Genomic DNA, 26,191 nt, shown 5'->3' on the forward strand with positions numbered 1-26,191 from the left:
TTTGCTTGTCATATTGTTAAAGAGCGTGACACCATCTTTCATGTGTCGCCGAAGACGCTAGGTCGTTGGCTTGAGGAGGCGTATTCTACACTCTCCAGTGTCGGCGTCAAGGGCTTATATTAAGAAGTTATTCGAGTGCTGATTTCTTAATCACTAATGTGAAAAGCTATCAAACTCGAAGCTCTTAAAGCGCTTGTCACCTGAGCCTAATTTCCGAAGAAGTTAAACTCTCTAACACCGCTGCAAGTCCCGTGCTACCTAGCGTTTGCTAAGAGCGATTGGCCTGCTGTGCCGTGTCAGTGGATGCGCATTATAGGGAGTTTATGAGAGAGCACAAGGGTCTTTCTTCATAAAAATGAAATAATCACGCCAATCGCATAGTTACCAAACGATACGTACAAAAAAGGGGCTGAAATCGTCTTTTTGACGTCAACTAATACTGACTCAGTACTTATCCATCATAGGGCTTGCACTTAAAAGTCCTGTATTGGGTAGGTAGCTGCGTTGTCATCGACGACTAAAGGAAAGAGCAGGTCCAGCAGACGCGCTTATATGTACATAAGGTCTTTTGTCCTGAGTCTAACGGAAATACGTTTTCAAGAGAATGTTATATAGGGCATCCAGGAGTGACTCTATTGTAAGTCACTCTAACGATGAGCCGATATATTAGGCAGATATTAATACGAGGTTGAGTTCTTTAATTAATTAGCCGCAAGATAAGCGGGTACATCAGCAATTGAATCTAATACCACTGTCGCTGCAGCAATCGCTTCATCAGTGACTGATTTCCCTGTACGCACTAATATACGTGTAGGAACTCCGGCAGCTTTAGCCGCTAACATATCATCTCTTTTATCACCAACCATTACCGACTGGCTTAAATCAATCTTTAGAAACTGAGCTGCTGTATTTAACATACCCGGTTTTGGTTTGCGGCAATCACAGTCAATTTTATACTCACCAATGCCCTTTTCTGCATGATGAGGGCAATAATAGATACCATCGAGCTCAACGCCTTTATCAACAAAGTTCCAATCCATCCACTCTGTTAACGTATGAAACTGATCTTCAGTATATAAACCACGTGCTATACCAGACTGATTCGTCACGACCGCAAGCATAAATCCTGCTTCTTTTAGTGCGATGCAGGCTTCAAACACGCCTTCAACATATTCAAAATCATCGACTTGATGTACATAGCCATGATCTATGTTGATTACACCATCTCTATCTAAAAATACTGCTCGCTTCACTATGCTGCCTCTCTATTGACCAATGATGGTTATTATTTCATTCATTAAACGAAATTGCACCGTGAACTTGCTATCAATCGCCTAATACCGTGTAATGGATAAAATATACATTACCACTATAGAAAATATGAATATGCTCAATACATGTCACCAAAGGCGCACCGAGCTGCTTGAACAGCTACCCAATAACAGTTTAGTGATCCTTGCGGGCTATCAGCAGAAAGTTCGCAGTAAAAATATCAAATATCACTTTAGGCAGGATAATGACTTTCTCTATTTGACTGGGTTCAACGAGCCAGACGCGATCGCTATATTGGTCAAACGCGAAGTAAGTGAATACCTGCTATTCTGTCGCCCTAAAGATCCAGCGCAAGAAGTCAGCTTTGGCGCACGTGCCGGTGTTGAGGGCGCAGTTGAGCATTATGGTGCAGACAAAGCCTATTCAATCGCACAGTTTGAACAAACCTTATTACCACTTCTGCAAAGCATCACTACACTCTATATAAGTGATGAACTCGGGCGATTCTCATCATCACTTGTCCGTTGGTCAAACATTCAAAGATTGACCGCGCCATTTGATACTCCAAAGCATTTCATCTCTATCACACCATTGGCTAAAGTGTTACACGCAAAGCGCGTGGTAAAAAGCCAAGCTGAAATCACTAAGATCCGCAATGCCGTAGCAGCATCCACCTCGGGGCATAAAGCGGTAATGCAGGCATGCCAACCCGGCATCAACGAGCGAGAATTGTCCTCACTATTTGATTTTACCATTGCCAAATATGGCTGTAACGACGTCGCCTACCCTAATATTGTGGCTGGCGGTAATAATGCCTGTTGCCTGCATTATGAAGAGAATTGCAATGAGCTCCAGGATAGCCAGATGCTACTTATCGATGCAGGCGGTGAATATGAGCACTATGCCTCCGACATAACCCGTAGCTATCCGGTCAATGGCAAGTTTACCCCTGAGCAGAAAGCCATTTATCAATTGGTGTTAAATGCACTGGATCAAGCCATAGCGATAGTACAGCCGGGCGCGATATGGATTAGCCTTTATGATACTTGCATGCAAGTGATGGCAAAGGGCCTTAAAGAACTTGGATTATTATCAGGCTCGATTGAAGACATTATGACAACTGAAAGCTATAAACGCTTCACGGTACATAAAACCGGTCACTGGCTGGGCATGGATGTACACGATGTAGGCCCTTATCACGATGATAAAGGCAATTGGCGCACGCTAGAAGCAGGCATGGTATTCACCATAGAGCCCGGTATATACATTCCCGAAGATGCACTCGATGTACCCGAAGGCTATCGCGGCATGGGGATCCGTATCGAGGACGATATTTTGGTGACAGACAACGGCTCTGAAAACTTATCCGCTAAGGTACCAAGAACGATTGACGATATTGAGCGCATTATGTGTAAATAATAAGGTATTCTGGCTTATATTTTATCAACTGAGCGTCATCGGTTTGTCTGCCATGACGCAAGCCATTGCTAGCCCGTTGAAATAGGAATTAACGTATCAAACGTAACGTACCACTTTATTGTTGTCTGGCAGCTGTCACTATCGTTGCTGGGTTATTCTCTAGGTCTGTATTCATACCGTTACCCGATTTTGTCTCTTTATACGCAGGTGATGCACTGTGGGGACTAATGGTTTTCTGGCTAATGGGGATAATCATACCCAACGCTAACATTATGTTAGTTGTAATATGTGCTTTAGCATTTTCGTTCTCAATAGAGTTTTCTCAGTTATATCATGCCGCTTGGATTGACGAGATTAGAAGCTACAAGTTAGCTGCATTAGTGCTTGGATTTGGATTTAAAACGAGTGACTTGATATGTTATACCGTCGGCGTTTTGTTTGGTGCATTAACTGAAACGATGTTGATAAACAAAGGCCGGGGAATAAGCAAAGGAACCAGCGGCACTTCATTGCTGTGAACTAAATCAAAAAAGGAGCGACTATTCGCTCCTTTTTATAATCTATCGACCTAACTACCTACTTACAAAATGACCAAACTATCAATTTATCTACCTTAGAAGATCGATACCTTTAACCCTAAATCAACATTCACGACTAACTAAATCGATCGATACGATAAGGATTAAGATCGATATCAGCTTGCTCGCCTAATACTTCTTGCGCGAGGAGCTTTGCGCTAATTGCCGACCACGTTAAGCCAAGGTGCTGATGACCGAATGAGAAAAACACATTAGCTTGTTTTTGGCTGCGGCCCAATACAGGCAGACTATCTGGCATCGAAGGCCTAAAGCCCATCCAACGCTCGCCATCAGTGACGACTGCATCCGCAAATAGCTCAGGTAATAACGCCTTACCATGAGGGAACAGGCAATCAGCGCGCGCATTCACGAGTGGCGCTTTCAAACCACCGAACTCGACAGTACCCGCGAGTCGCGTCCCTCCGATCATTGGCGTGATAATGAATTTGCGATTATAGGAAGTCACAGGCCGAGAAAGGCTGCTTTGTTGGGGCATCATTAAATGATAACCCCGCTCAGTTTCCAGCGGAACCGAATAACCTAACTGCTTGGCAAAGGGTTTTGACCATGCGCCAGCGGCAATAACCAATCTATCAGTTTGTTCGCTGCGGCCAGAACTCATATCCAGTGTTATGCTCGAATTAGTGTTCGCAGTGTTGATATGAACTAACTCTTCAGTGACCAACTTACCGCCTAATTCTGTAAACTTAGCCGCCAACGCTTGGCATAAACGGTAGGGATCTGCTGTGTGCCCTACGTGAGTAAAATACAGACCATGGGTGATGGTATTGCTTAATGAGGGTTCCAGTACCCTTACCTCATCGCCGTTAAGTAACTTCACATGTATGCCAGCTTCAGAATGTACTCTAAATTCTTTTTGCACATCGCTGATGGGGGTATCTTCAAACACCAATAAGCTACCGTTTAAGGTCAGTAATTCTTCACAACCACAAAATGCGGTGAGCGATTTCATTGCCGCTATCGCATCTTGATTAAGTGCCTGAATCGCTCGGCCATTTCTAGCTCTTCGCGACGGCAACATGTTGTGTAAAAAACGCATAAACCAAGGTAAAGCTTTAAAAAAGTACTTTGGTTGAATGCGAAATGGACCTAATGGATCGATTAACATGCCAGGCAATTTTGCTAGCATGGCTGGATCAGCTAAAGGCAATACCTGTTCAGCAGCAAAGTGGCCAGCATTGCCTTTAGAGGCTCCTTCGCCCACGCCTTCTTTGTCAATGATCGTAACATTAAAGCCTACACGCTGCAGTTCTATAGCTGCGGCTAAGCCTACAATGCCAGCCCCAACAATGGTGAGTGTACCCGGATGATTCTGATTGTGGTTATTCATTTACTGTTCTCTACTCCATTCTCACTGCAACGCTTAACGCGACGACGAATACAACTATCAATACATTCATTAACGCAACATAAAGCCTTCTTGGAATACGTCATCAGGATCGACAAAAAACTGATGTTTTCCGGTAATATAAGAGCGACCAGACACTTCAGGGATCACCGTTTTTTTGTCATAAAATGTCGATGTAGCCGTCGCGCTGACAATCATTCTGCCATCAACTATGCTTTCGATCATTAATGGACATTTTAGCTCAATTTCGCCTTTTGCGTGCAGTAGCGCAATGCGCCCTGCTACCCCCGTCCCTGTTGGCGAACGGTCCACTTCCCCGTCCGCAAAAATACACACATGACGAGAATGTGCCTCTTGATGAGTCACCTGCTTTGATGTGAAAATGATGCCATATAAAAAACCTAGATCATCCTCAACAGGATGCACCAGATAATGGCATGCCATTATCGCAAGCTTTATGCGGCGCCCCATATCGATTAACTGCGCAACATTGTCTTTGCTACAACTGATGCCGTAGGCATCAGCATCGACATAGGCGTAATATGCGCCGCCAAAACCTATGTCATAGCGCACTTCACCAAAACCTTCGATGTTTACAGTACAATCCAACGACTCAGCCCATGAGTCGACATTTTTAAAGCTCGCGTGAATTTTACCTTGTCCATCTCGATAGGCCTTGGCAGTAATTAACCCCGCTGGCGCATCAATCTTTATCACTGTCTCTGCATCATTTAGCTCAATCGCCCCAGTGGTGCACATCACCTTTACTAACGCAAGAATGCCATGACCGCACATTGAGCTGTAGCCCTCATTGTGTAAAAACAACACCCCAAAATCAGCATTCGGTGTCACCGGTTCGGTAATGAGTGCGCCGTACATATCAGCATGCCCACGAGGCTCATGCATGAGCAGTTTTCGGTAAACGTCCCAGTTTTGGGTAACATATTTGCGCTTATCTAAAATAGTTTCACCTTTTATTTCTGGGTATCCAGAGATAATAATGCGAAGAGGTTCTCCCTCTGTATGTGCATCTATCGTTTTGAATTCTGTATAAGTGCTTGCCAGCTCTGGACTGATATCAAATTTTTTCATTCTGATGTTTTCTCTTGACAGTTTTGCATATTGTATACAACAATGCGAGTGTAGTTTAGTTACTCCTAATCGCGTTGTAGGGTCTATTATTTTGTCTATTCACGTATACAATATCCCATAACGAACCATAATTTCAAATGTAAAAATGCAGTAATAGAGGCTTAATATGAATGTAAATTGGCAAGGTGTTTTCCCCGCTATCTCGACTCAATTTAATGAAGATGGTTCGATCAATTATGAGTCAAATGCTCGTATGCTCGAAGATCTTATTAGAGATGGAATTGACGGGATTATTGCTTTAGGAACCATCGGAGAGAATGCATCTCTAAGCCCAGAAGAAAAACGTGAGTTCATCAAACATACTGTAGAAACCGTTAAAGGGCGTATTTTAGTATTATCAGGATGTACTGAGAACACCGCAGAGCAAGCATCTCTTTATGCTCAAGATGTAGAGAAACTTGGCGTCGATGGTCTAATGTTACTCCCTGCAATGGTTTACCGTGGTACAGACCGCGAAGTTGTTGCTCATTACCAAACCGTTGCACGTTCAACAAATTTACCCATCATGATCTACAACAACCCTGTTAGTTATGGCATAGACATTAATCTTGAGATGACCGCCATTCTTGCAGAAGAAGACAACATTGTTGCAATCAAAGAGTCGACCACTGACACCCGTCGTTTAACTGAATTGCAAAGCCGTTTTGGTGAGCGTTTCAGTATTCTATGCGGTGTTGATGATATCGCGCTAGAAAGCCTACTTCTTGGCGCAACGGGTTGGATTTCAGGTCTAACAAACGTATTTCCACGTGAATCAGTCGCACTTTATAAGCTTGCACGAACTGGACGTATTGAAGAAGCGCGTGAGATCTACCGTTGGTTCATGCCGTTACTAAGACTTGATACCATTCCAACACTGGTTCAGTGCATTAAGTTTGCAGAGCAAATCTTAGGCCGCGGTAGTGAAAATGTGCGTATGCCACGCCTACCATTAATAGGTGAAGAGCGCGCTTACGTTGAGCAGGTTATTGCACAAGCACTTGAAACTCGCATTGATCTAAACAAGTACAACATAGACTAAACCAAAGTCATAACTCCAAGCGCTGGGTCTCTGTACCACGGCTCAGCACACTAACAATAATAATGGAGCTATATACATGCTGAAAGGCACTTTTTTTTGCATTGATGCACACACTTGTGGCAATCCAGTGAGACTGGTGACCAGTGGTCACCCTCATCTTATTGGTAATAACATGAGCGAGAAAAGACAGCATTTTCTTCGCGAGTACGATTGGATCCGTAAAGGACTTATGTTTGAGCCCCGAGGCCACGACATGATGTCAGGTGCCTTTCTCTACCCGCCATGCTCTGATGATGCTGATGCGTCTATATTGTTTATTGAAACCAGTGGCTGCTTGCCCATGTGTGGACATGGCACCATTGGCACGATTACGTCAGCCATTGAATCTGGATTATTAACGGCGAAAAACCCCGGAAAACTCATCATAGATGTCCCCGCAGGCCAAATAAAAATTGATTATCAAAAAACGGACGAAAAAGTCGATTGGGTAAAGATATACAACGTTCCAGCCTACCTTGCACATCAAGACCAAGTTTTAGACATTCCAGGCCTAGGTCCATTAAAGGTTGATGTGTCGTATGGCGGTAACTACTACGTTATTGTTGATCCCCAAGAAAATTTCCCAGGATTACGTCACTGGAGCGCAGCAGACATTCTGCGCTGGAGTCCCATCGTTAGGGCCGTTGCTGATGAACAATTAACCTGTATTCACCCCCATGACCCAACCGTAAATGGCGTAACACATGTGCTTTGGACTGGCGATACGATCTCTTCTGGTTCTGATGGTGCAAACGCAGTCTTTTATGGTGATAAAGCCATTGACCGTTCACCCTGTGGTACCGGTACCAGTGCGAGACTTGCACAGCTCTATGCTAAAGGGCAACTACACGTGGGTGATGAGTATACCCACGAGAGCATTATCGGTAGTCAATTTGTTGGACGAATAGAATCTGCAGCACAAGTAGGAGATTACCGAGGCATTATGCCAAGCATTAAAGGCTGGGCCAGAATGACGGGCAACAATACCATCACTATCGACGATAGTGATCCGTACGCATTCGGTTTTCAGGTCGTGTGATCAACAATAAAATTAATTAGCATGTAAGCTCAGGAGCAAATATGACGGATTTAGTAAAGGTAGTAATTAGTGGTCAACACCTAATCAATGGTGCATGGACTGACGAAGCATTGCAATTTAGCAGCATGAACCCTGTAATCAATGAAACCACTGAGTGGCAATTCGCTAACGCGACATCAAAAAATGTCGACGCTGCTGTTAACGCCGCAAAACAAGCTTTCACTTTATATAGGCGCACCACTAACGAAAATAGAGCTGACTTTTTAGACGCGATTGCTGAAGAGATCCAATCTGATATTGCCGCGATAACGCAAACTGCTCATATAGAAACTGGCTTACCCATGGCCCGCCTACAAGGTGAAACCGGCAGAACTTGCGGACAACTCAAGTTGTTTGCCAGTACATTAAGAACACCGATTAACAATGTACTGATTGATCTTGCTAACCCAGACAGACAACCTCTGCCAAAACCCGACACCAGACTAGGCACTTTACCTATTGGTCCTGTTGCGGTTTTCGGTGCATCAAACTTCCCGTTAGCCTTTTCAACTGCCGGTGGTGATACCGCTGCTGCACTTGCTGCTGGCTGTAGCGTCGTCGTAAAAGGACACCCTGCTCACGCTGCAACCAGCGAACTCGTTAGCCAAGCAATCGCACGAGCCACCGAACGCTGTCAAATGCCTGCAGGTGTATTTAACCTTATACAATCAACAGAGCCAGAATCATCGACGTTGTTAGTTACCCATAGTGCGATAAAAGCCGTCGGCTTTACCGGCTCACTTAAAGTGGGCCGGATTTTAGCGGACCTTTGCGCAGCAAGAGCAGAACCGATTCCATTTTATGGTGAACTCGGCTCAATTAACCCACAGTTTTTACTCGGTGAGTTACTAACACAACAAGCAGAAAGCCTAGCGACGACACAAGTTCAATCGATGTTGATGGGGCATGGTCAGTTCTGTACCAGTCCAGGCGTAGTGGTGGCAATACAGGGGGAAGCACTCAATCGCTATCTCGCGACAGTCGCAGAGAAAATCTCACTGGAGTCTGCCGCTAGCATGTTAACCGCAGGCATTGCCGCGACCTATCAATTACAAGTCGAAGCACTGCTTAAGAATAAGCGTGTACAGCTAATATCACAGGGTAAGTCCTCACCAGCAAGCCACTTTACACGTCCAGCCGCGGTTAAAGTCACCGCTGAAGATTACTTAGCTTCAAAGGCGCTTCAACAAGAGGTGTTTGGACCGTTCGCTGTCATTGTTGTCTGTGAAAACCAAGCACAAATGGAGTTAATAGCCGAGCAGATGGAAGGCCAATTAACCGCCTCAATTCATGGGCTAGAAAATGAGTTAGCTGAGCAAGGTCAATTAATAGAATCGGTCTCGTATAACGTCGGCCGTTTGATATTCAACCAAATGCCGACGGGTGTTGAAGTCTGTCATTCAATGAATCATGGCGGCCCCTATCCAGCAAGTACTGATAGCCGTACAACCTCTGTTGGTACACAAGCAATGTCTCGATTTGAACGACCTTTGTGTATACAAAACATGCCAATAGCGCTCTTGCCACAGAAGCTAAGAGAAGAGCAAGCCAACATTACCACTTTCTAAACATTTCAAAATATGTACAGGGAAACAAGTTGTTTCCCTTTCATTCTACTTATTTAAGCGTTAACCTAAGAAAATCATCTTGAATAATTAACATAAAAACAGGCTATATGAGCAGAAAAACTCCTATCGTTCATAAAACACGTACTCAAGTTGTCGTCGAAGTATTAAGGGAAAAAATTCTCTCTGGAGAAATCGCTGCGGGTATGCCATTACGCCAAAGTGCCTTAGCCGATGAAATGAATGTGAGCAGGATCCCAGTACGAGAGGCATTGCTGCAATTAGAAGCTGAAGGGTTAGTTAAGTTTGAAGCACATAAAGGCGCTACAGCGACTATTCTATCTGCAGTTCAAGTCACTGAACTATTTGACTTAAGAGCGTTAATCGAAACAGATCTATTGGCTAAAGCAATCCCCAATATGACTGAAGATGACCTAACGGAAGCTGAAGGTATTTTGGACTCGCTTGATGTGGCATTTCAAGATAAAGACCAAATAGAACGCTGGAGTGGATTAAATTCTCAATTCCATACTTGTTTATATCGCGCTGCAGACAAACCTCATACCATTGAAGTCGTCAATGGGCTTAATACCAACTGTGATCGGTATGTCCGCTTACAACTATTTTTAGCGAGTGGTATTCCTAAAGCACAGCAAGATCATAGAGAATTGCTAGACTATTGTAGGAAGGGTGACGTTGATAACGCTGTTGCACTGTTACGCAGCCACATCCTTCATGCTGCGGCAGCTATTAGAGTTTTAGTTGCTCAACAAGAGGGCTAGCTCACTGTTGAGCGTTAAAAGACTTGTTAAGCTTTACTTATACTGATTGACAAGGCAGAGCGCAGGTTCTGCTTTTTTATTTTTGAGAGATAACCTAATGCAGTACGCCACTATTACAGGTTGGGGAAAGTGTGTTCCGCCCGCTACCCTAACAAATCATGACCTTTCAACATTTATCGAAACCTCTGATGAATGGATTAAATCTCGCACAGGTATTAGCCAGCGTCATATTAGTCATGTAAATACTTCTGAGCTTGCCTCTGTTGCCGCTCAAAGAGCACTTGCTGCTGCCGGTATTGAAGGCAGTGATCTCGATATGATCATTCTAGCAACCGCAACACCTGACACACTGATCCCAAATATCGCTTCAACGGTTCAAGCAAATGTGGGTGCAACTTGCGCAGCGTTTGATATCAATGCTGCATGCAGTGGTTTCCTTTATGGAGTTGGCCTAGCAAGTTCACAAATAAAGAGCGGCCAATGCAAAAAGGTGCTCGTCATTGGTGCAGAACGACTGTCGTTCTTTTTAGATTGGTCACGACGTGACACCGCCGTTTTATTTGGTGATGGTGCCGGCGCAGTTGTATTAGAAGCAACAGATGAAGCGATTGGTGTCTTAGGCTATGAGCTGAATAATGACCCTGCTGGCAGAGACATTCTTAAAGCCGGTTTTGGTACTGCAATGGATCGATTTGACGCAGCTTCACTCGATTTTTATATCGAATTTAACGGTCAAGAGATCTTTAAACGTGCCATTGCAGGCATGGGTAAGTTAAGTACTAAAGTGATAGAGAAATGTGGCATCGATAAGGAAGATATCGATTGGGTGATCCCTCATCAAGCTAACGAGCGTATTATCGATACTCTGATTAGCCGCATGAAAATTCCAAAAGAAAAAGCCATTGTGAATATTGCCAATTATGGTAATACCTCAGCTGCGACTATCCCTATCGCGATTTGTGATGCGCTAGAGCAAGGTAAAATCCTACCAAATCAAACCATTTTATCTTGTGCATTTGGTGCAGGATTAACCTCGGCCGCAGCCTTAATTAAATGGGGTGACAGAGTGACTCCAATTAATATTAGTGATGCAGAGCTGCCACCTTGTGATAAAACAGGTATTGAACTGGTGAGCAAAGCGGTAAAGCATTTCTGTAAATAGCCTAGCCTGAAGCACGGTTTGTTTAAAAACACCGACCTAAACCGTCGGTGTTTTTGTATCAAATGATAGCTTCATCCCAATAGACAGCCTCTTCAAAGTACATTCCAATTTCATTATTGAGTTTACTAAAACTCGATAACGCCTTCTCTTCGCCACTTAAACAATGCCACACAAATCGATGACAGTTATTGTCTAACAGATCATATTTTCTATAGGTAAATATTGCCTGTTGCGCCTGGGCTAAAACCTGAGCACCGACTAAAGGTTGGTGAAGATGATTACACGCTTGAAAAATCCGACTGCCACTTCTGCCGACCAAAAAACGCTTAGTTGAAACGGCGCGTACTAATCCACTTCCATGTAACTCAACTAAGGTATCGTCCCCGAGCCAAATTCCCGTGTGTTCAATCACGCCAAAAACAAAACAGCAAATAATCGAACCCGGCTCAAGTAGAACTTTCTTATCGCCAGTGTGCCATAAACTAGGGCCAAGCTCGGCATTTGCCCCCCTTGTATGATCAGACACTGCCTTACCGTGTAATCGCTTCGTCGCGATGTCTTTTTGATTTTTACGTTCATCAGCAATCAAGGCAGCACCAATTGCTGCAGCTCCTAACCAAACCAACGGTAATGGCATAAAAATCCCTATCGCTCTAATGACACTTAATATCAAGTAAGTTATAGAACTGTGTTCAATTGAAGAAGCCTAAAAATGTAAGCAAAACTACCTGTAAATTATAGTAGTCATATTCATGCCTAGAATTTAAACGTCAATATGACAATGGTAATGACAAGCGAACGATGGCTTACAAGCACAATTGACGTACATTTTATCTGCATAAGAGCCTCAGTATGCATTGAATAAAATCAACTAATACACTACTTTATAATAAGTAGTGTATTAAGGAGTGACGTATGAAGGGAATCATTTTTGCTGAGTTCTTAGAATTAGTCGAAGACACGTTCGGATTAGAGATCTGTCAACAGATCCTCGATGAAAACCAAAATGACGGTGTTTATACCAGTGTGGGCACGTATGACCACCATGATCTCATCAAACTGATCGTAAGTTTAAGTAAACTGACAGGGATATCTATTGAAGACCTACAAGAGGTTTACGGTAAATCCGTCTTTATCACCTTGTTTAACAGTATGCCTGGGCTCGAAGGCAAGTCAGACTCTACTTTTAGCTTTATCAAAAGCGTGGAGGAATATATTCATATAGAAGTCAAAAAACTTTATGAAAATGCCAACCCACCGACTTTCAACTTTATTTCAGCGACTGAAAGTCAATTAGTCATGGATTATGTGTCCGCACGCTGTATGTCGCATGTCTGTCTAGGACTCATTCGAGGCTGTGCTGAGCATTTTGGTGAAAACATTGAAATTACAATGGAGCCAATGACAGCAGATCGCTCAGAAGTCCGATTTACCATCACTTATGTTTAAACTGTGAGGCGATGCGCAATCTATGCTCAACGATGAGATCCAAGCATTAACCAATAGAATTGAATTGCTTAATCGAAAAATAATCCGAGAAAAAGCAGCAAAAAAGGCAGCTGAAGTCCTGCTGGAAGAAAAAAGTAGAGAACTATATAGTGCAAAACAACTTGTCGAAGACTCACTCATTCATATAAAAGAGCAGTCTAAACAAGGTATGGCTCTATTGCATTTTAAAAGCCATTTAGAATCAATTTTACTCGATTACAATCAACTGCTTCTGCAAAAGCCTATCTCCAATATATTATTACAGCGCTTACTTGATGACCTGATTGGCATTGAAAATATTAAAGCCAGTCGTATCCGCTTCAAATCACCGATAAAAGAAAATGTTTTTGATACTTTTTTAGCTGGTAACAAAGCCCTGATCCAACCTATTTCAACCGCAAACCAACCCTTATGTTGGTCTGATGATCATCAGCAGATTAAGCTTATCATCAAAACTGAAACCTCTATCTTAGGCAGTCTCACACTCGTTATTGAATCCCCAACCTCATGGCAAAATACCGTTGAGAAACAGCTTCTGCTATTCTGTGACATGATCAGCGCAGCACAACGACGACAAGAGTTATTAGAAAACACCATCAAAGAGAAGTTGCGCGCAGAGTCTTCAGAGCAGTCTACTCGTGATTTTGTCGCGATGATTAATCACGAATTAAGAACCCCACTTAATGGTCTATTAGGCTCCGCTGATCTGATGCTTGATACATCGTTATCGAGCTATCAGCAGCAACTACTCAATACCATGCATCAGTCAGGTGAGCTATTGCGGGTAATTATTAACGACTTGCTTGATCTCAGCAAAATGAGCGCTGGGATGCTGCAGATTGTGAAGATTAAATTTTCTCCTGAGAAATTATGTAAAATGATATTCGATATTTTCAAACAGCGCACCGATGAGTTTGGGCTGTTATTTAACTACCATTATCAACAATCAATTCCACAGACATTAATTGGTGACCCAGATCGTATTAAACAAATCTTAGTCAATCTTATTGGTAACTCGATAAAGTTCACCAGAGAAGGTGAGATAAGAGTCGATATCTATTGGGCCGAGCAAGCACTGTGTTTTACGGTCCAAGATAGCGGCTGCGGGATCCCAGAAGACAAAATACCGACACTTTTTGACCCTTTCACCCAAGTGAATAACTCGAGTAATCGAGCCTATGAAGGCACTGGGTTAGGCCTGGCAATCTGCAAACAGTTAGTTGATGAAATGAAAGGAGACATCAGATTAACATCGACCCTAGGTGAAGGTAGTTGTTTCGATGTTTCCTTACCGCTAGATATCGCTAAAACAAGCGTATTAAATATCCAACAACCTCAAGCTCAGTACCCTATCGAGACTCTGGACGTATTGGTGGTGGAGGATAGTAAAGTTAACCAAATGCTGATTGAAATGATTTTAGCTAAATTTAAAATAACGCCCGCCATTGCTAATAATGGTCAAGAGGCGATAGATTTCCTCGCGAACAATAGCGTTGATGTTATCTTTATGGATTGCAGAATGCCAGTCGTGGATGGATTTGAAGCAACAACTTTACTGCGTGACAAAGGTTATACCAAACCCATCATTGCCTTAACGGCTAGTACAACCTCGGTGGAAACTGAGCAATGTTACCGCTGTGGAATGGATGAAATAATCAATAAACCTTATCAACAAGAAGATATCAAGAGTGCACTGATAAGATGGGGGCACATTATTGATGCTGCAAAGCAGTAAGTATTTATGGACGGCTTATTTAGCGAATAAGATCAAACAAACTCAACTCATCTTGGCCTGCAATCCCCGCCATTTGAGCCAAGAGCAGTTCACCACAAGCCAGTGCATCAACCGTCGCATTATGCGCAGCATATATTGGCAGACCATAGCGGCGCCGACATGCATCTAGCCTTAAAGAGCCTTCTTTAATGACATCATGTTGCCGTAATAAGCGACTTCGCTCTAGAGACATGGTATCTATTGCAATAAAAGACATTCTTTCACCTAGACTACGATGAACTTCTGTTTTAAGAAAACACAGATCTAGAGGCGCATGATGAGCAACTAGCACATGGCCTCGAGTTTGATCTAAAAACCAGACCATTGCCTCTTTAGCTGATGTCGCTGTTGCTAACTGCCTGTCGACAATGCCGTGTATTATCGCGCTATCCCCAACGCTACCTTCAATACTCACCAATTTGTGTTGTGCTTTTTCAAGCTGCAACATCCCATTGTAAATGGGCACCAAGCCAATACTTAAAATTTGGTCACATTGGGGATCCAGACCCGTCATTTCTAAATCGAAAGCCATCAGCGGAATTTGTGACAAGGGCTTTGATACATTACCCAATATGGCACGATAATAGGCTTCAATGGTCTTATTAACCGCTTTGAAGATACGCCAGCGCAACTTGCTCTTTAGATAAAGGCTTTTCAAAAGAATTAGTAACTCCGCATCATTTTCAACTTAAGTCCTACTTGTCCATCGTGTACCACTTTAAAGGCATCTCTTAATTGATGCCGTACTAAAGAAGACACGTCTTTAGGCATTAAATAGTTGGTCACCGGTTTTGCATGAGTATACTGGTAACCTTGATTAGATAGCCGCATATGAGCGATAAACTCATGGGCATCAGCCAAATTTAGTGCATCGTTGCGGTTAATGATATTTTGATCCATTAGCGCTCTAATTCGTTTAGCGGTGTTAACCTCTTTAATGCCAGCAGACAATGCATAAACCCGTGCAATATCATTAATCAACGCATTACCTTTGTGTTTTAGATCAATCCCTTTGACCTCAGTTCCATCACGCTCCAACACAAACTTTCTGAAAAAGCCGAGGGGCGGTGTACTCGTTAAAGAGTTACCGGTCAGACCCGCGAGGAAAATATCGTTACCTTGGGTATTTTTAAGCACCTCATCTTGTAATCCATCAAACAGAGATTGAGGTCCAAAAACAGAGCGCATATCGAAAAATATACTGCAGTGCATTAGCGCTTTAGGATCCGGCGTATTAACCCACTTATCAAACACAGCTCGCCAACCATTAAGTGACATTCTCCATTTAGGGTTTTGCGCCATAATGTCACCAGGGCAATAAATATAACCACACTCATCAAGCCCAGCACAAACCGCCTTCGATAACGCTTCAAAATAACCTTGTGCTGCTGCATCCGGTTCATGGGCGAGTAGTAAACCATTATCTTGATCTGAACATGCCGCTTGATCTTGCCTACCCTGAGAGCCAAACGCTAACCAACAAAATGCCATTGGCGCCTCACCTAACAGTTGCTGATTCAATACAATGAGACGCCTTGTTAATGCATCAGTGACCGACGTTAACACTCGCCCTATCTCCTCTGCTCTTGCATCGGCACTGATCAGGTTCTGCAGTAAAAGAGGGATCTGTTTGCTGACTTGAATCAAACTAGCAAGATCTTTTTGCCGCTCAATTTCGCCAATCAACAATAAAGGCTGTGAACTCTGGCCGCGTAAAATATCAGTACTGGTAATCACCCCTTTTGCCTTACCATTGTCGACCACGGGCAGATGATGAATATTATGCTCACTCATCAACAGCATCGCTTCAAATACCAGAGAGTTTGATTCAATTGAGATTGGTGTGGTTGTCATTGCCTGATGTACAGGAAGGCTACCATCAAAATTTTCGGCCAAAACACGGTTACGTAAATCTCTATCGGTTAAAATACCGACGAGCTTATTATTATCAATAACCAGTACGGAAGAGACGCGCGACTTTCGCATACACCTAGCTGCATCAGCAACGGAGGCTTTCATGTCGATCATAAGCGGAGAATTAGACATTAAGGTGGTAATACGGCTCGTGGTTGTCAGCTCTTTTGCTTTAAATCGTCCTTGATGCCTTAAACGCTTTGCAAACGCCTTATTAAAGAATCGATCGAACTCGCGGCTTTTAGTGCGCAGTAGATTGAATATATCAGGTGGTAAATGGTAGACCAGGCCATCTTCTAAAATAGCGACCCGATTACTCGCCAGCTCTCCAGATAATAAAGACGGAAAGCCAAAATAATCGCCCTCGCCGAGCCTATCTAATAGTTCACCATTAATATCTCTGACTTCGAACGCACCACTTCTAACAATATAAAGTTGCGGGTGTGACGGGTCTAAAGGAACAAAATTTGCAGCTTTACTATAGTAGCCGACCGTTAAGGAGCGGCAGCAACTCGCCAACGTAGCTTCATCAAGCGACTCAAAGGGTACGCTTTGTTGTAAAAACTGCATGATGGGTTGTAATTCGCTTGCATCCATTTAACCACTCCCTAGCTCACATCCTCTATATTCAATGACCACTATAGCGTTTACTCCAATGCTAGGACTATTCGACCAAAGGCCATTTATACCAATTGCATTAAAAGTTTGACCATTCAGCGGGAAGCTTAAAGGGCTTTGCCATTTGCTTTAAACGTCGGCCGCACTAGGTGAGCGACTCAGACTTTCCACTTCTGCTTTGCATTCGCTTAAAAGGGAATAGCCATTTCTTCACCAATGCGCCTTGAATTGAAAAGTCTGAGGCGCTCTGAATTGGTCAAATACTTAATACAATTGGTATTATAGACATAAAAAAAGAGCGCTTAATGCGCTCTTCTTATTTAGCTTACCAATAGGAACTAGTGATCTTGTGCTTCACCTGAACCTTTAGGGAAACGAATAGACTCAACCATGTCCACAACATCTTGCGGTATGGTTGCCGTGACTTTAGTGACACCAAAGGCGACGGCAAAGTTAATCATCATACCCAGCATACCAATACCTTCTGGCGATATCCCAAGGAACCAATTATCACTGGTGTTTGCACTTGGATTAACAAACTTGAAGTAAACAATATAAGCCGCAGTAAACAGTAGACCCGTTACCATGCCTGAAATTGCGCCTTCCTTGTTAACTGTCTTAGAGAAGATCCCCATGATAATGGCAGGGAACAAAGACGACGCAGCCAGACCAAATGCTATCGCAACAACCGCCGCGACAAAACCAGGTGGATTAATACCGAAGTAACCTGCCATCACAATACCCAATGCAGCTGCAATTCGGGCGTACAACAGCTCCTTCTTATCTGAGATATCAGGCATTAAGTTTTTCTTCAGCAAGTCATGCGATACCGAAGTCGAGATCACCAGTAGCAGACCCGCTGATGTCGATAATGCAGCAGCCAAACCACCCGCAGCAACCAGCGCGATAACCCAAGCAGGAAGATTAGCAATTTCAGGGGTCGCTAGAACCATGATATCGCGGTCAATCTTCATCTCATTTTCTGCACCTTTGGCATAGTAAATCTTGCCGTCTTCGTTCTTATCATCCCACGTAATCAGTCCAGTCTTTTCCCAGTTCTTAATCCACTCGGGTGCCGTTTCATAGGCAACTCCAGTAGACTCAGGGCCATTAATGGTTTCAATCATGTTGACACGAGAGAACGCGGCTAATGCTGGAATAGTGGTGTACATAATAGCGATAAAGACTAATGCCCAACCCGCTGATACACGTGCATCTTTTACTCTAGGGACCGTAAAGAAACGTACGATTACATGAGGAAGACCCGCAGTACCGAACATCAAAGCACCCGTAATAAAGAACACATCTATCATGCTCTTTGAACCTTCAGTGTATTGCGAAAATCCGAGTTCAGCAGATAACCCATCCAGCTTATCAAGAAGATAAACCCCAGTGCCATTGCCCGCAGCATCGATTAACTCAGCACCAAAACCGATTTGAGGGAAAATGTGGCCAGTCATCATCACCGAGATGAAAATAGCGGGCACCATGAAAGCAAAAATAAGTACGCAATACTGTGCAACTTGAGTGTAGGTAATGCCTTTCATACCGCCTAACACAGCGTAGAAGAAGACCACCGCCATACCGATATAAACACCGGTTTCAACCTCAACCTCTAAGAATCTTGAAAATACAACGCCTACACCACGCATTTGACCGGCGATATAGGTGAAACAAATGAAGATGGCACACACCACCGCCACGGTACGTGCAGCTTGTGAGTAATAACGGTCGCCAATAAAGTCAGGCACGGTGAACTTACCAAACTTACGTAAGTAGGGTGCCATGCAAAGCGCTAGCAGAACATAGCCACCCGTCCAACCCATTAAATAAACTGAACCGTCATAGCCCGTAAATGACACAATACCCGCAAGCGAGATAAATGATGCAGCCGACATCCAGTCTGCTGCGGTAGCCATACCGTTCATAACAGGGTGAACACCGCCACCCGCCACATAGAATTCTTTTGTTGTACCGGCTCGGGCCCAGATAGCAATACCGATATAGAGGGCAAATGTTACCCCTACAATCAAATAAGTGAGTGTTTGTACATCCATTTCATAGCTCCTTTAAATAAGTTCTTTGTAATTAGTCTTCATGCACATCATATTTTTTGTCTAACGCATTCGCCTTCGCGACATAGACAAAAATAAGCGCAACAAACACATACATAGCACCCTGTTGTGCAAACCAGAATCCCAACTTGAACCCCATGAAATGGATTTCATTGAGTACATCTACTAATAAAATACCGCACCCGAATGATACTGTTGCCCATATGGCTAACAATCCGAGTACTAGGCGTAAATTTTCACGCCAATAACCTTCTGCCTTCTCGTTGCTTTCAAAACTCATAGCGACTCCCTTGTGCTGATTTTTATATTAAGTCAGGGTTTAATCTAGCAAGCATGCCGCGAACAACAATCGCGACCTTAGTCTAACGCTAACGGAAACCACAAATGATAATGATAGATAACATAAACATTACAACAAGATACAAGTTTACGTGCACGTAACCCAAGCTTATTTATCGAGCACTAAGTTAGACCAAGGTATTAGCCACTTTTATTGTATGAGCAGTAGCGCGTCGCGAGATTTGGCAAAATATTTCACATGGTTTGGCAAATGAGACTGTTTCTCATCCTAAGAATTCTGTAGCGCGTCGCTTGGTTTGGGGATTCGTTTCGGATGGTTTGGGAAGTAAAGTCAGCTAGCCTTCGAATGAAGACTGATTACATTGTTATCCATCGCTTGCAGCCTGCGCATATGCAGATACTTCTGTGACACGCTGCAAGTACGTCCATGTAAGCTCGACGACAGCATCCTTGCTGTCAACGGCCACAGCTGCATCTACACCTGCTCATCCGCCTCTTCAATTTAGCTGTAATGGGCTGAGTTTCGTAACTCTTTTTTGCCCGTGCGACGTGAAGTCGTATGAAGCGCTGTTCACCGCGTTGAGTGAACCATCTGTATCACCAGATGACCCTATGGCTCTGAATAAAGTAGCGAGCCAGACAATGTAACGAAGTCCATTGGACGGGAACAGAATCGTGAGAGGACGTTCCTCCTGATAACCACAAATCGGGTGAGTGCTAGGGAGTCAGTATGATGAACGTAAGTGAATCCATGTAAGGTGCGTTATATGAGAAGCAGCGGAAGTGGTTTATACGCTGTGGCCAAAATGGCAACGAGAGTAGGAAAGAGATTGGGCAATGCTCTTTCGTGCTTGTAAAGCTCTCCGCACTAGAGTGGGCATCTAACCTGACATTGCGCGACATACGGAACACGGTAAGCCTGTACCACTCCCATTGGGAAAGTTATCTGTGAAGATAGCCGATAGTGGTGCTGGTAAAGGAGGCTGGAGAAAGCTAATGCTGCATTGTAATGATGCAGATACAGACCTTGTGTCTGGCACGAAAGTGAGCCCACTTCCAGCTGGTCTCCCGTTGCAAGAACATTAGAAGAACTTTGTTAATGGAGAAACGCAAATGATGACTTCGATTGAAGTTAGTGCCTCTCCTTGCTTTGCTCCACGATAATCCATTTATTGGAAAGTCATAGAGCAGAAAGTATCAAAGCTTCAAGTAAGTATTGCAAAGGTAACCCCTGTGGTTACCGGGTAACATAGTACGCCTTAGTGGAGGCTTGAGCCCAGTGCAGTGAAAGTTACACGCTGGGTTCTTAGGAGAGCGGCACTTGGTAACAAGTGCCGCTTATCCGACCACAAATGGTTTAGTACAATTAATCAGTCATATTTAGCCATCACAATTTGGCATAAGAAATCTATTGATAAAAGCAATAAATAACACGTAATTATCGTTACGTATTGTTGTTCGGTTTAAGCATAGCTTCTAGCATGGAGTGCTAGATATCAGCAATAAGTGCCGATTGAATTAAAGTGTCAAAATCTTATGGGTGTCCACTTGTCCTAGTTGCATAAACATCAACGTATTGATACTTTATGTTATGAATAAACAGACACTTGCTGCTGATTTAACTTTTATAGCGTCATAATAGGCATGTTGTGAAATAATCCCTTTTTATGATGGATGGCTTGATAAACTTCTAATCTGGGACTAGATCCAAGCCTGTATGGAACCCACTCTATGAGGCGAACCAAAGCGACTCTTGTCTATGCAAAAACAAAGAATATTCGAGCTGTGCAACTTTTGCTAGGGCATACAAAGGTAGACAATACGATAAGGTATCTTGGTGTTGAATTAGAAGATGCTCTCTTGCTTTCAGAAAGTACAGATTGCTAATACTGAATGGCCCTAGAACTTAGGGCTATTTAATCAGCGATAAGTCAGCAGGTTTATTCCTGGCTAACCTTTGCCCCGAAATCTGTTAAAGCGAATGAGGTTTAGATTATTTTTGTTTGTTTTTTACTCACACCTTGAAAGTCATAAATGCAGCCCACAGATCATGAATGAGGAATAACCTCGATTAATACAAGGGTATAGTTATGAGTTTGAAGCCAGGTCCAAAACCAATTGCTAAATCGACAGGAAAGCCTGATCAGCGTCGACGTGACAATAAAAAAACTCCAGGAAATACACCAGGGTTAAAGCCTAGTAAATCCTCTAATGAATAAAAGGTCACTTATCAAAGTAACTTTATCTCCAATCCCGAGTCAGAATTAGTTGTACTGGCTCTTTTTTACTAAGCATTGTACGACAAAGTCGCTTGGTATTATCATTCCAACGACGAATGTCGCTAGCAGGTTTGTGCCAGTAATAACCATACAAGCTCGATGACTGGCAATATCAGCATCTTGGGGGTTAACTTAGGCTGAATTTAACCGGAAAAATTCTGATAATTTTTTGTATTCTGTTTTCTCTCCTAATGTTGAGTCAGCCCTCTTTATAGAGTCCAAGGATTCTTTGAGTGATCGGGGAGGTAACTTAGTCAGATCAACGATTAAATATAGCAAATTTAACGAATCCATAGGGAAACGTTCAATCAAGCCTGAGTCATTCAATATATTAATCATATAGTAATCCTGAGTTGGGACGAGCCAATCAGCAAATACATTGAGTGCATGAGGAAATTCACCTTTGGCAGCAATGCTCAATTCGGTCAAACTAGAAGAAATTTGAATTGATAATTTTGTTCTAGTCTTCGGCCAATAATCTTTCCAAAATGGAAGTATACGACCCTTCCAATATTCTTCTGCATTATGGTCTGCTCCCTTCTGAGTCTGTAGTAATATCTGCGCCACCTTATCCAAGCCTGCTTGCGGTAGAGCTTCTATGGCCTTCCTAAAATCTTCAGTAGAATAACCATCAATGCGATCTAGTGCTGCAAAAGTTAAAATGGAAGAGTATTGCCTTTGACACTCGCCTAGTTCGTCATAATGGTAGACAGTGTCTAAAAATGAAGGTTTGAATGCGACAAACAATGACTGGTGTAATCTCGGCGCCCACAAGAATCCAGACCAAATAGCTTTCGCTTCATCTAGATCTTTTTTCCAACTTAATAACGGTAAAATATTCATTTCAGTCCATACTCTGTCAACACGATACAGTGCTATTAACCTTGTTGCTAATATAACTCTACCGTGACGAAATGACTTTGTTTCCGGCCTACACAAATCTGTTAATAGCAGTTTGATATCCTGTGGCAATTTGTCTTCATCATTCGGACTCTGCTTAAACCATAAGTTCAAAATGGATTGAGTTATTTGTCCAGTTGGATGATTTATAGCACTCTCAAAAGGATGTTCAGTGTCTTCATACTCATGATATAGACTTTTAAGCATGGGAAATGCTTTATGACATAAGCTGTATGTTTTTTCGTCGTCAGCATTAGCAGATTTCGATGCGATTTCTAACCAACGTGAAAGAGAAGGTATAATTCCTTTAAGTATTAAACTTGGCATTTTTTGTAGTAAAACAGATACAAACGGGAAAGAACGCTGCACAAGGACATCAGAGGACCAAGCTTGCAAAGCGCCTTTCCAATATTCTGTTGGCCAAGTACCTTCTTCACTAAGATCGAATAAGGCGAATGCGCAATGATAAAAACGGTTAGCACATACATCATGCCAATTACTATTATGTATTTCTTGAGATTGTCTTGGAATGATTATCCAATTATGCAACTCTTTTCTTTTTCGAGGGGCCACTTCAAAACCAAGATCTATTTCTTCAAAGTCAGGATCACTAGAGCTACTGTGCCAACTTAAAAACTCCTCACGTTCATTTTTTGAAATCGATAAATGTGGTTGTTGCGATGAAATTTGTGTAAATACCCTTTCAGCTTTTTTTCCTAATGACATTCCATTTATACGGAGTTTTGCAAGTCGAATCCAAATCATGCCATCTTTCAATGAAAGCCATTTTTCATGCTCTAAATCGTCATTAAACATACTTCTAGGCGGACCATCTAAAATTAATTTTTCAATCCTACTCAGTTGTTTTAATGAAAGGCTTTTTCCCTGCAAAGTAAATAAACGCATGACTTCTCGACGAGTCGTGCTCGACCATAAACATTCGGCATTATTTTTAAGAAGCCAACGTACCCAGATTGTCGGCGGTATGCAATTCTCCTGAGAAGCGGCAAATAATGCTAAACGCTTAAATGTTAGGTAGTTCAAACTGAACCATTGTTTGGCAATATTGTTAGCTCTAAGTGGCTCTTTTTCTCTCACAGCAAGCCAAGCATCCCTTGTAAGCTCAATCAAGGCTACCCAATCATAATATTTACTGTTTTGTCGGTGAGGTGATATTGATGGTAAAAACATCTCAGAACGGTCTCTACTACCTAAATATATCTGGATATCTAGACCATCAATTAATAGTTGTTGAAACTCATTAATGAGTTGGGGGAGTGCATTATTCCAAGCATCATTATTGAAAGAGTATGAATTTCTGAAATGATTGACTGATAAGACTAGTTCATGATCGATCACCTGTTCAAGAGTTGTATTATCACTTCCCCAGTAAAATGGTTCTTTTAGTACAATCTTCGGCGATAGGATGTTACGGAGTTCTAAACGAAGTGGTATATTAAGTCCTGTATTTTGTAAGTTCTCCCCCCAACGGTAAATATCAGAACCTCTGGCAGACGGACGAATTAGCCCTGCGATGAATAAATGCCAAAGGGATCTCATCTTTTTTGTTGGGATTGCTTGGGATGCGTTTGCTCTAATATCATTAAGAGCTGCTTCATTTCCTTGGTTCTCAAGTTTCTCGATATTGTCGAGTGTCCTCTCAATCTGCCAAATAAAATGTGGGTGTAACTGACTCCCTCTTTGCGACAACCATAAAATCAGTTTAGGGTTATTTAAATGACGTACTAACCATCTAGCAAGTTGCTGCATAACCTTATCCCACAAGCACTCAGCACTACTTCCATAAATTAGCTCCATTCTCGGTGAATTTAAATAATGAGGAGGCCGAGAAAGGATATTAAATTTGAGTTCTTTGTTCTGTATATTATGTGGTAGAACACCAAATAAGGCTAAATCGTTATGAGAATAGCGATCGTCCGATAATGCTTTTAACCACTCGATAGAAGGGGCTGGATTGAACTCAGCAAAACATTTTGCAGGCCCACCAGATGGATCACATAAAGCCCAAAGCATTCGCCCAACAAAATCATCTTGTTTAGTGCTGTCAGATGGTCGTGTTAAGGCGTGATTTATAACAATGCGCTCTTTTCCTAATGTTCCATCACTATATGTTTCAGCCCATTTTTTAAGAGTTCGATGAAGAGGTGAGTGGTCATATTTGGTTGGGGTCTGGTAAAGAATAGGAGTTACACCTTTGGCTTCCCAAACCTTTGCAACCTCTAACTCTTCCCCTACATCATACCCTCCAAATGCATATGCTTGTGGTACTGTCTCTCCAAGCATCCGGTCAGCAGCGATAGCATCCATCATGTAGCGTAGAACAGGATCATTGACACTGTAACCAACAAAACAAACTACATAATTGCGGAAAAGCTCACTGACGAATCGAGCTGCCCACCGTTCGACCAGATACGCGAGTCCAAAATCTCCGCTTGTAAGAACTAATCGTTGAAGAGCATTTTCATCAGGTTTCTTTGGTAATAACCCATGAAGGTATACTAGTCCATTCCATCGACTATTTTTAGGGATTGGGAGCATCGGTGCAGAGTAGGAAGTAATTTGTAGTTTATTTTTTTTGATTACATGTTCAAAAATACCATCAAAGTTAGTAGTTACCAATCGTAAATCATTATCTCTGGTTGTAGCCAGCTGCAACAAAGAGGAGTGTGAATCGGTAGCTCCCTTTTTGCGTAATTTTGGAGACAAGGATCTTGCAAGGGCACTCCTCATTTCTGCACGTTGGCCAGGCAATCTTCTTTCTAGGAGATCCAATGTGGCATCATACTTCTCATCTGTATAAGCCTTTTCTTCAATTGGATATCGAGAAGTACCAAGATCTTGATAAATGGAATCAACAAGGCCTTTGAAACCAGGGAGACCTGCTGGGTATGATATACCTGCTCCGCAGAAAAATACGACACGGCCTTCTTCATGTGACTGTAGTAATACTTCAGGAATGTCAGGACCATTTGTGACAAATTGCATTAGCTTTATTCTCTAATTTAGGACAAAGGATACTGATTCCATAGTGTACCAGTCACTAAACTTTACTTGAATGAAATTATTTAATCTCAATAGTTTACGTGGGGAACTGCAGATATGTCATCATAATATAAGAGGATATATCTGTAGTTTTCAGGAATAATGGGCCAAAGTATGATTTAACAGGAAAGAATACATAGTCCGGAGCAGATTGGGTTTCTTGAATAAACTAATATACTTTTTCTCATCTGAGCCCCCCGCGTTAGGGCAAATAATCTAACACATTAATGTTCGTGCGACCTGAGGTCGTATGAAGCGCTGTTCACCCCGATAAGAGTGAACCATCTGTATCACCAGATGACCCTAAGACTCTGAATAAAGCAGCGAGTCTGACAATGTAACG

The 26,191-nt window shown here is 42.6% G+C and carries 19 protein-coding genes and 1 pseudogene; 10 read left to right on the forward strand and 10 right to left on the reverse strand.

What is annotated here, in order from left to right; all coding sequences use genetic code 11:
* Nucleotides 1-701 precede the first annotated feature (701 nt).
* Nucleotides 702-1,253, reverse strand: coding sequence for a D-glycero-beta-D-manno-heptose 1,7-bisphosphate 7-phosphatase (gene gmhB / locus L2729_RS20370; protein ID WP_248989908.1), 552 nt, complete (start codon nt 1,251-1,253; stop codon nt 702-704).
* 133 nt (nt 1,254-1,386) lie between these two features.
* Between gmhB and L2729_RS20375 the strand changes: the two genes are divergently transcribed.
* Nucleotides 1,387-2,691 carry an aminopeptidase P N-terminal domain-containing protein gene (locus L2729_RS20375; RefSeq protein ID WP_248989922.1) on the forward strand — a complete coding sequence of 435 codons (1,305 nt, stop codon included), beginning with the start codon at nt 1,387-1,389 and terminating at the stop codon, nt 2,689-2,691.
* Between the two features lie 115 nt (nt 2,692-2,806).
* Here L2729_RS20375 and L2729_RS20380 read toward each other — a convergent pair whose 3' ends face one another.
* A complete protein-coding gene (locus L2729_RS20380; RefSeq protein WP_248989909.1) occupies nt 2,807-2,947 on the reverse strand; it encodes a hypothetical protein in 141 nt (46 codons plus the stop codon).
* Here L2729_RS20380 and L2729_RS21860 point away from each other — a divergent pair.
* Complete coding sequence (locus L2729_RS21860; RefSeq protein WP_428848270.1) at nt 2,934-3,209, forward strand: ribosomal maturation YjgA family protein; 276 nt, start codon at nt 2,934-2,936, stop codon at nt 3,207-3,209. The genes L2729_RS20380 and L2729_RS21860 overlap by 14 nt on opposite strands.
* 136 nt (nt 3,210-3,345) lie before the next feature.
* Here L2729_RS21860 and L2729_RS20385 read toward each other — a convergent pair whose 3' ends face one another.
* Entirely contained in the window at nt 3,346-4,620 is a 1,275-nt protein-coding gene (locus tag L2729_RS20385; RefSeq protein ID WP_102043574.1) for an NAD(P)/FAD-dependent oxidoreductase, read from the reverse strand.
* A 69-nt stretch (nt 4,621-4,689) separates the two neighbouring features.
* Complete coding sequence (locus tag L2729_RS20390) at nt 4,690-5,730, reverse strand: proline racemase family protein (protein WP_248989910.1); 1,041 nt, start codon at nt 5,728-5,730, stop codon at nt 4,690-4,692.
* A gap of 166 nt (nt 5,731-5,896) precedes the next feature.
* Here L2729_RS20390 and dapA point away from each other — a divergent pair, with 166 nt between their 5' ends.
* The 5 genes from dapA to L2729_RS20415 all read left to right on the forward strand — a co-directional run bounded on the left by dapA (nt 5,897) and on the right by L2729_RS20415 (nt 11,437).
* A complete protein-coding gene (gene dapA / locus L2729_RS20395) occupies nt 5,897-6,811 on the forward strand; it encodes a 4-hydroxy-tetrahydrodipicolinate synthase (RefSeq protein ID WP_248989911.1) in 915 nt (304 codons plus the stop codon).
* Between the two features lie 76 nt (nt 6,812-6,887).
* Entirely contained in the window at nt 6,888-7,889 is a 1,002-nt protein-coding gene (locus tag L2729_RS20400; RefSeq protein WP_248989912.1) for a 4-hydroxyproline epimerase, read from the forward strand.
* Between the two features lie 41 nt (nt 7,890-7,930).
* Entirely contained in the window at nt 7,931-9,496 is a 1,566-nt protein-coding gene (locus L2729_RS20405) for an aldehyde dehydrogenase (NADP(+)) (RefSeq protein ID WP_248989913.1), read from the forward strand.
* Nucleotides 9,497-9,603: 107 nt separating this feature from the next.
* Entirely contained in the window at nt 9,604-10,275 is a 672-nt protein-coding gene (locus L2729_RS20410) for a GntR family transcriptional regulator (protein WP_248989914.1), read from the forward strand.
* 97 nt (nt 10,276-10,372) lie between these two features.
* Nucleotides 10,373-11,437 carry a ketoacyl-ACP synthase III gene (locus tag L2729_RS20415; protein ID WP_248989915.1) on the forward strand — a complete coding sequence of 355 codons (1,065 nt, stop codon included), beginning with the start codon at nt 10,373-10,375 and terminating at the stop codon, nt 11,435-11,437.
* Between the two features lie 58 nt (nt 11,438-11,495).
* On the opposite strand, the gene L2729_RS20420 is transcribed toward L2729_RS20415, so the two are convergent.
* On the reverse strand, nt 11,496-12,074 hold the full coding sequence (locus tag L2729_RS20420; protein WP_248989916.1) for a lecithin retinol acyltransferase family protein: 579 nt from the start codon (nt 12,072-12,074) through the stop codon (nt 11,496-11,498).
* 278 nt (nt 12,075-12,352) lie between these two features.
* On the opposite strand from L2729_RS20420, the gene L2729_RS20425 reads away from it, so the two are divergent.
* Nucleotides 12,353-12,886, forward strand: a complete 534-nt coding sequence (locus L2729_RS20425; RefSeq protein WP_248989917.1) for a heme NO-binding domain-containing protein — start codon at nt 12,353-12,355, stop codon at nt 12,884-12,886.
* A 22-nt stretch (nt 12,887-12,908) separates the two neighbouring features.
* Complete coding sequence (locus tag L2729_RS20430) at nt 12,909-14,660, forward strand: ATP-binding protein (RefSeq protein WP_248989918.1); 1,752 nt, start codon at nt 12,909-12,911, stop codon at nt 14,658-14,660.
* Between the two features lie 19 nt (nt 14,661-14,679).
* On the opposite strand, the gene L2729_RS20435 is transcribed toward L2729_RS20430, so the two are convergent.
* From L2729_RS20435 to L2729_RS20450, 4 genes are all read right to left on the reverse strand, one after another.
* Nucleotides 14,680-15,357 (reverse strand): exonuclease domain-containing protein, encoded by a 678-nt coding sequence (locus L2729_RS20435; RefSeq protein WP_248989919.1) that lies wholly within the window; start codon nt 15,355-15,357, stop codon nt 14,680-14,682.
* A gap of 5 nt (nt 15,358-15,362) precedes the next feature.
* Nucleotides 15,363-17,210, reverse strand: a complete 1,848-nt coding sequence (locus tag L2729_RS20440; protein ID WP_248989920.1) for a DUF294 nucleotidyltransferase-like domain-containing protein — start codon at nt 17,208-17,210, stop codon at nt 15,363-15,365.
* Nucleotides 17,211-17,569: 359 nt separating this feature from the next.
* Complete coding sequence (locus L2729_RS20445; RefSeq protein WP_101092157.1) at nt 17,570-19,288, reverse strand: sodium:solute symporter family protein; 1,719 nt, start codon at nt 19,286-19,288, stop codon at nt 17,570-17,572.
* Between the two features lie 31 nt (nt 19,289-19,319).
* A complete protein-coding gene (locus L2729_RS20450; protein ID WP_101092156.1) occupies nt 19,320-19,586 on the reverse strand; it encodes a DUF4212 domain-containing protein in 267 nt (88 codons plus the stop codon).
* 1,715 nt (nt 19,587-21,301) lie between these two features.
* Here L2729_RS20450 and L2729_RS20455 point away from each other — a divergent pair.
* Nucleotides 21,302-21,493: pseudogene (locus L2729_RS20455) on the forward strand (integrase); the annotation flags it as partial.
* 524 nt (nt 21,494-22,017) lie between these two features.
* Here L2729_RS20455 and dsr1 read toward each other — a convergent pair.
* Nucleotides 22,018-25,791, reverse strand: coding sequence for an anti-phage defense-associated sirtuin Dsr1 (gene dsr1, locus L2729_RS20460; RefSeq protein WP_248989921.1), 3,774 nt, complete (start codon nt 25,789-25,791; stop codon nt 22,018-22,020).
* Nucleotides 25,792-26,191: the final 400 nt, after the last annotated feature.

The organism is Shewanella gelidimarina (assembly GCF_023283945.1).
GTDB lineage: Bacteria > Pseudomonadota > Gammaproteobacteria > Enterobacterales > Shewanellaceae > Shewanella > Shewanella gelidimarina.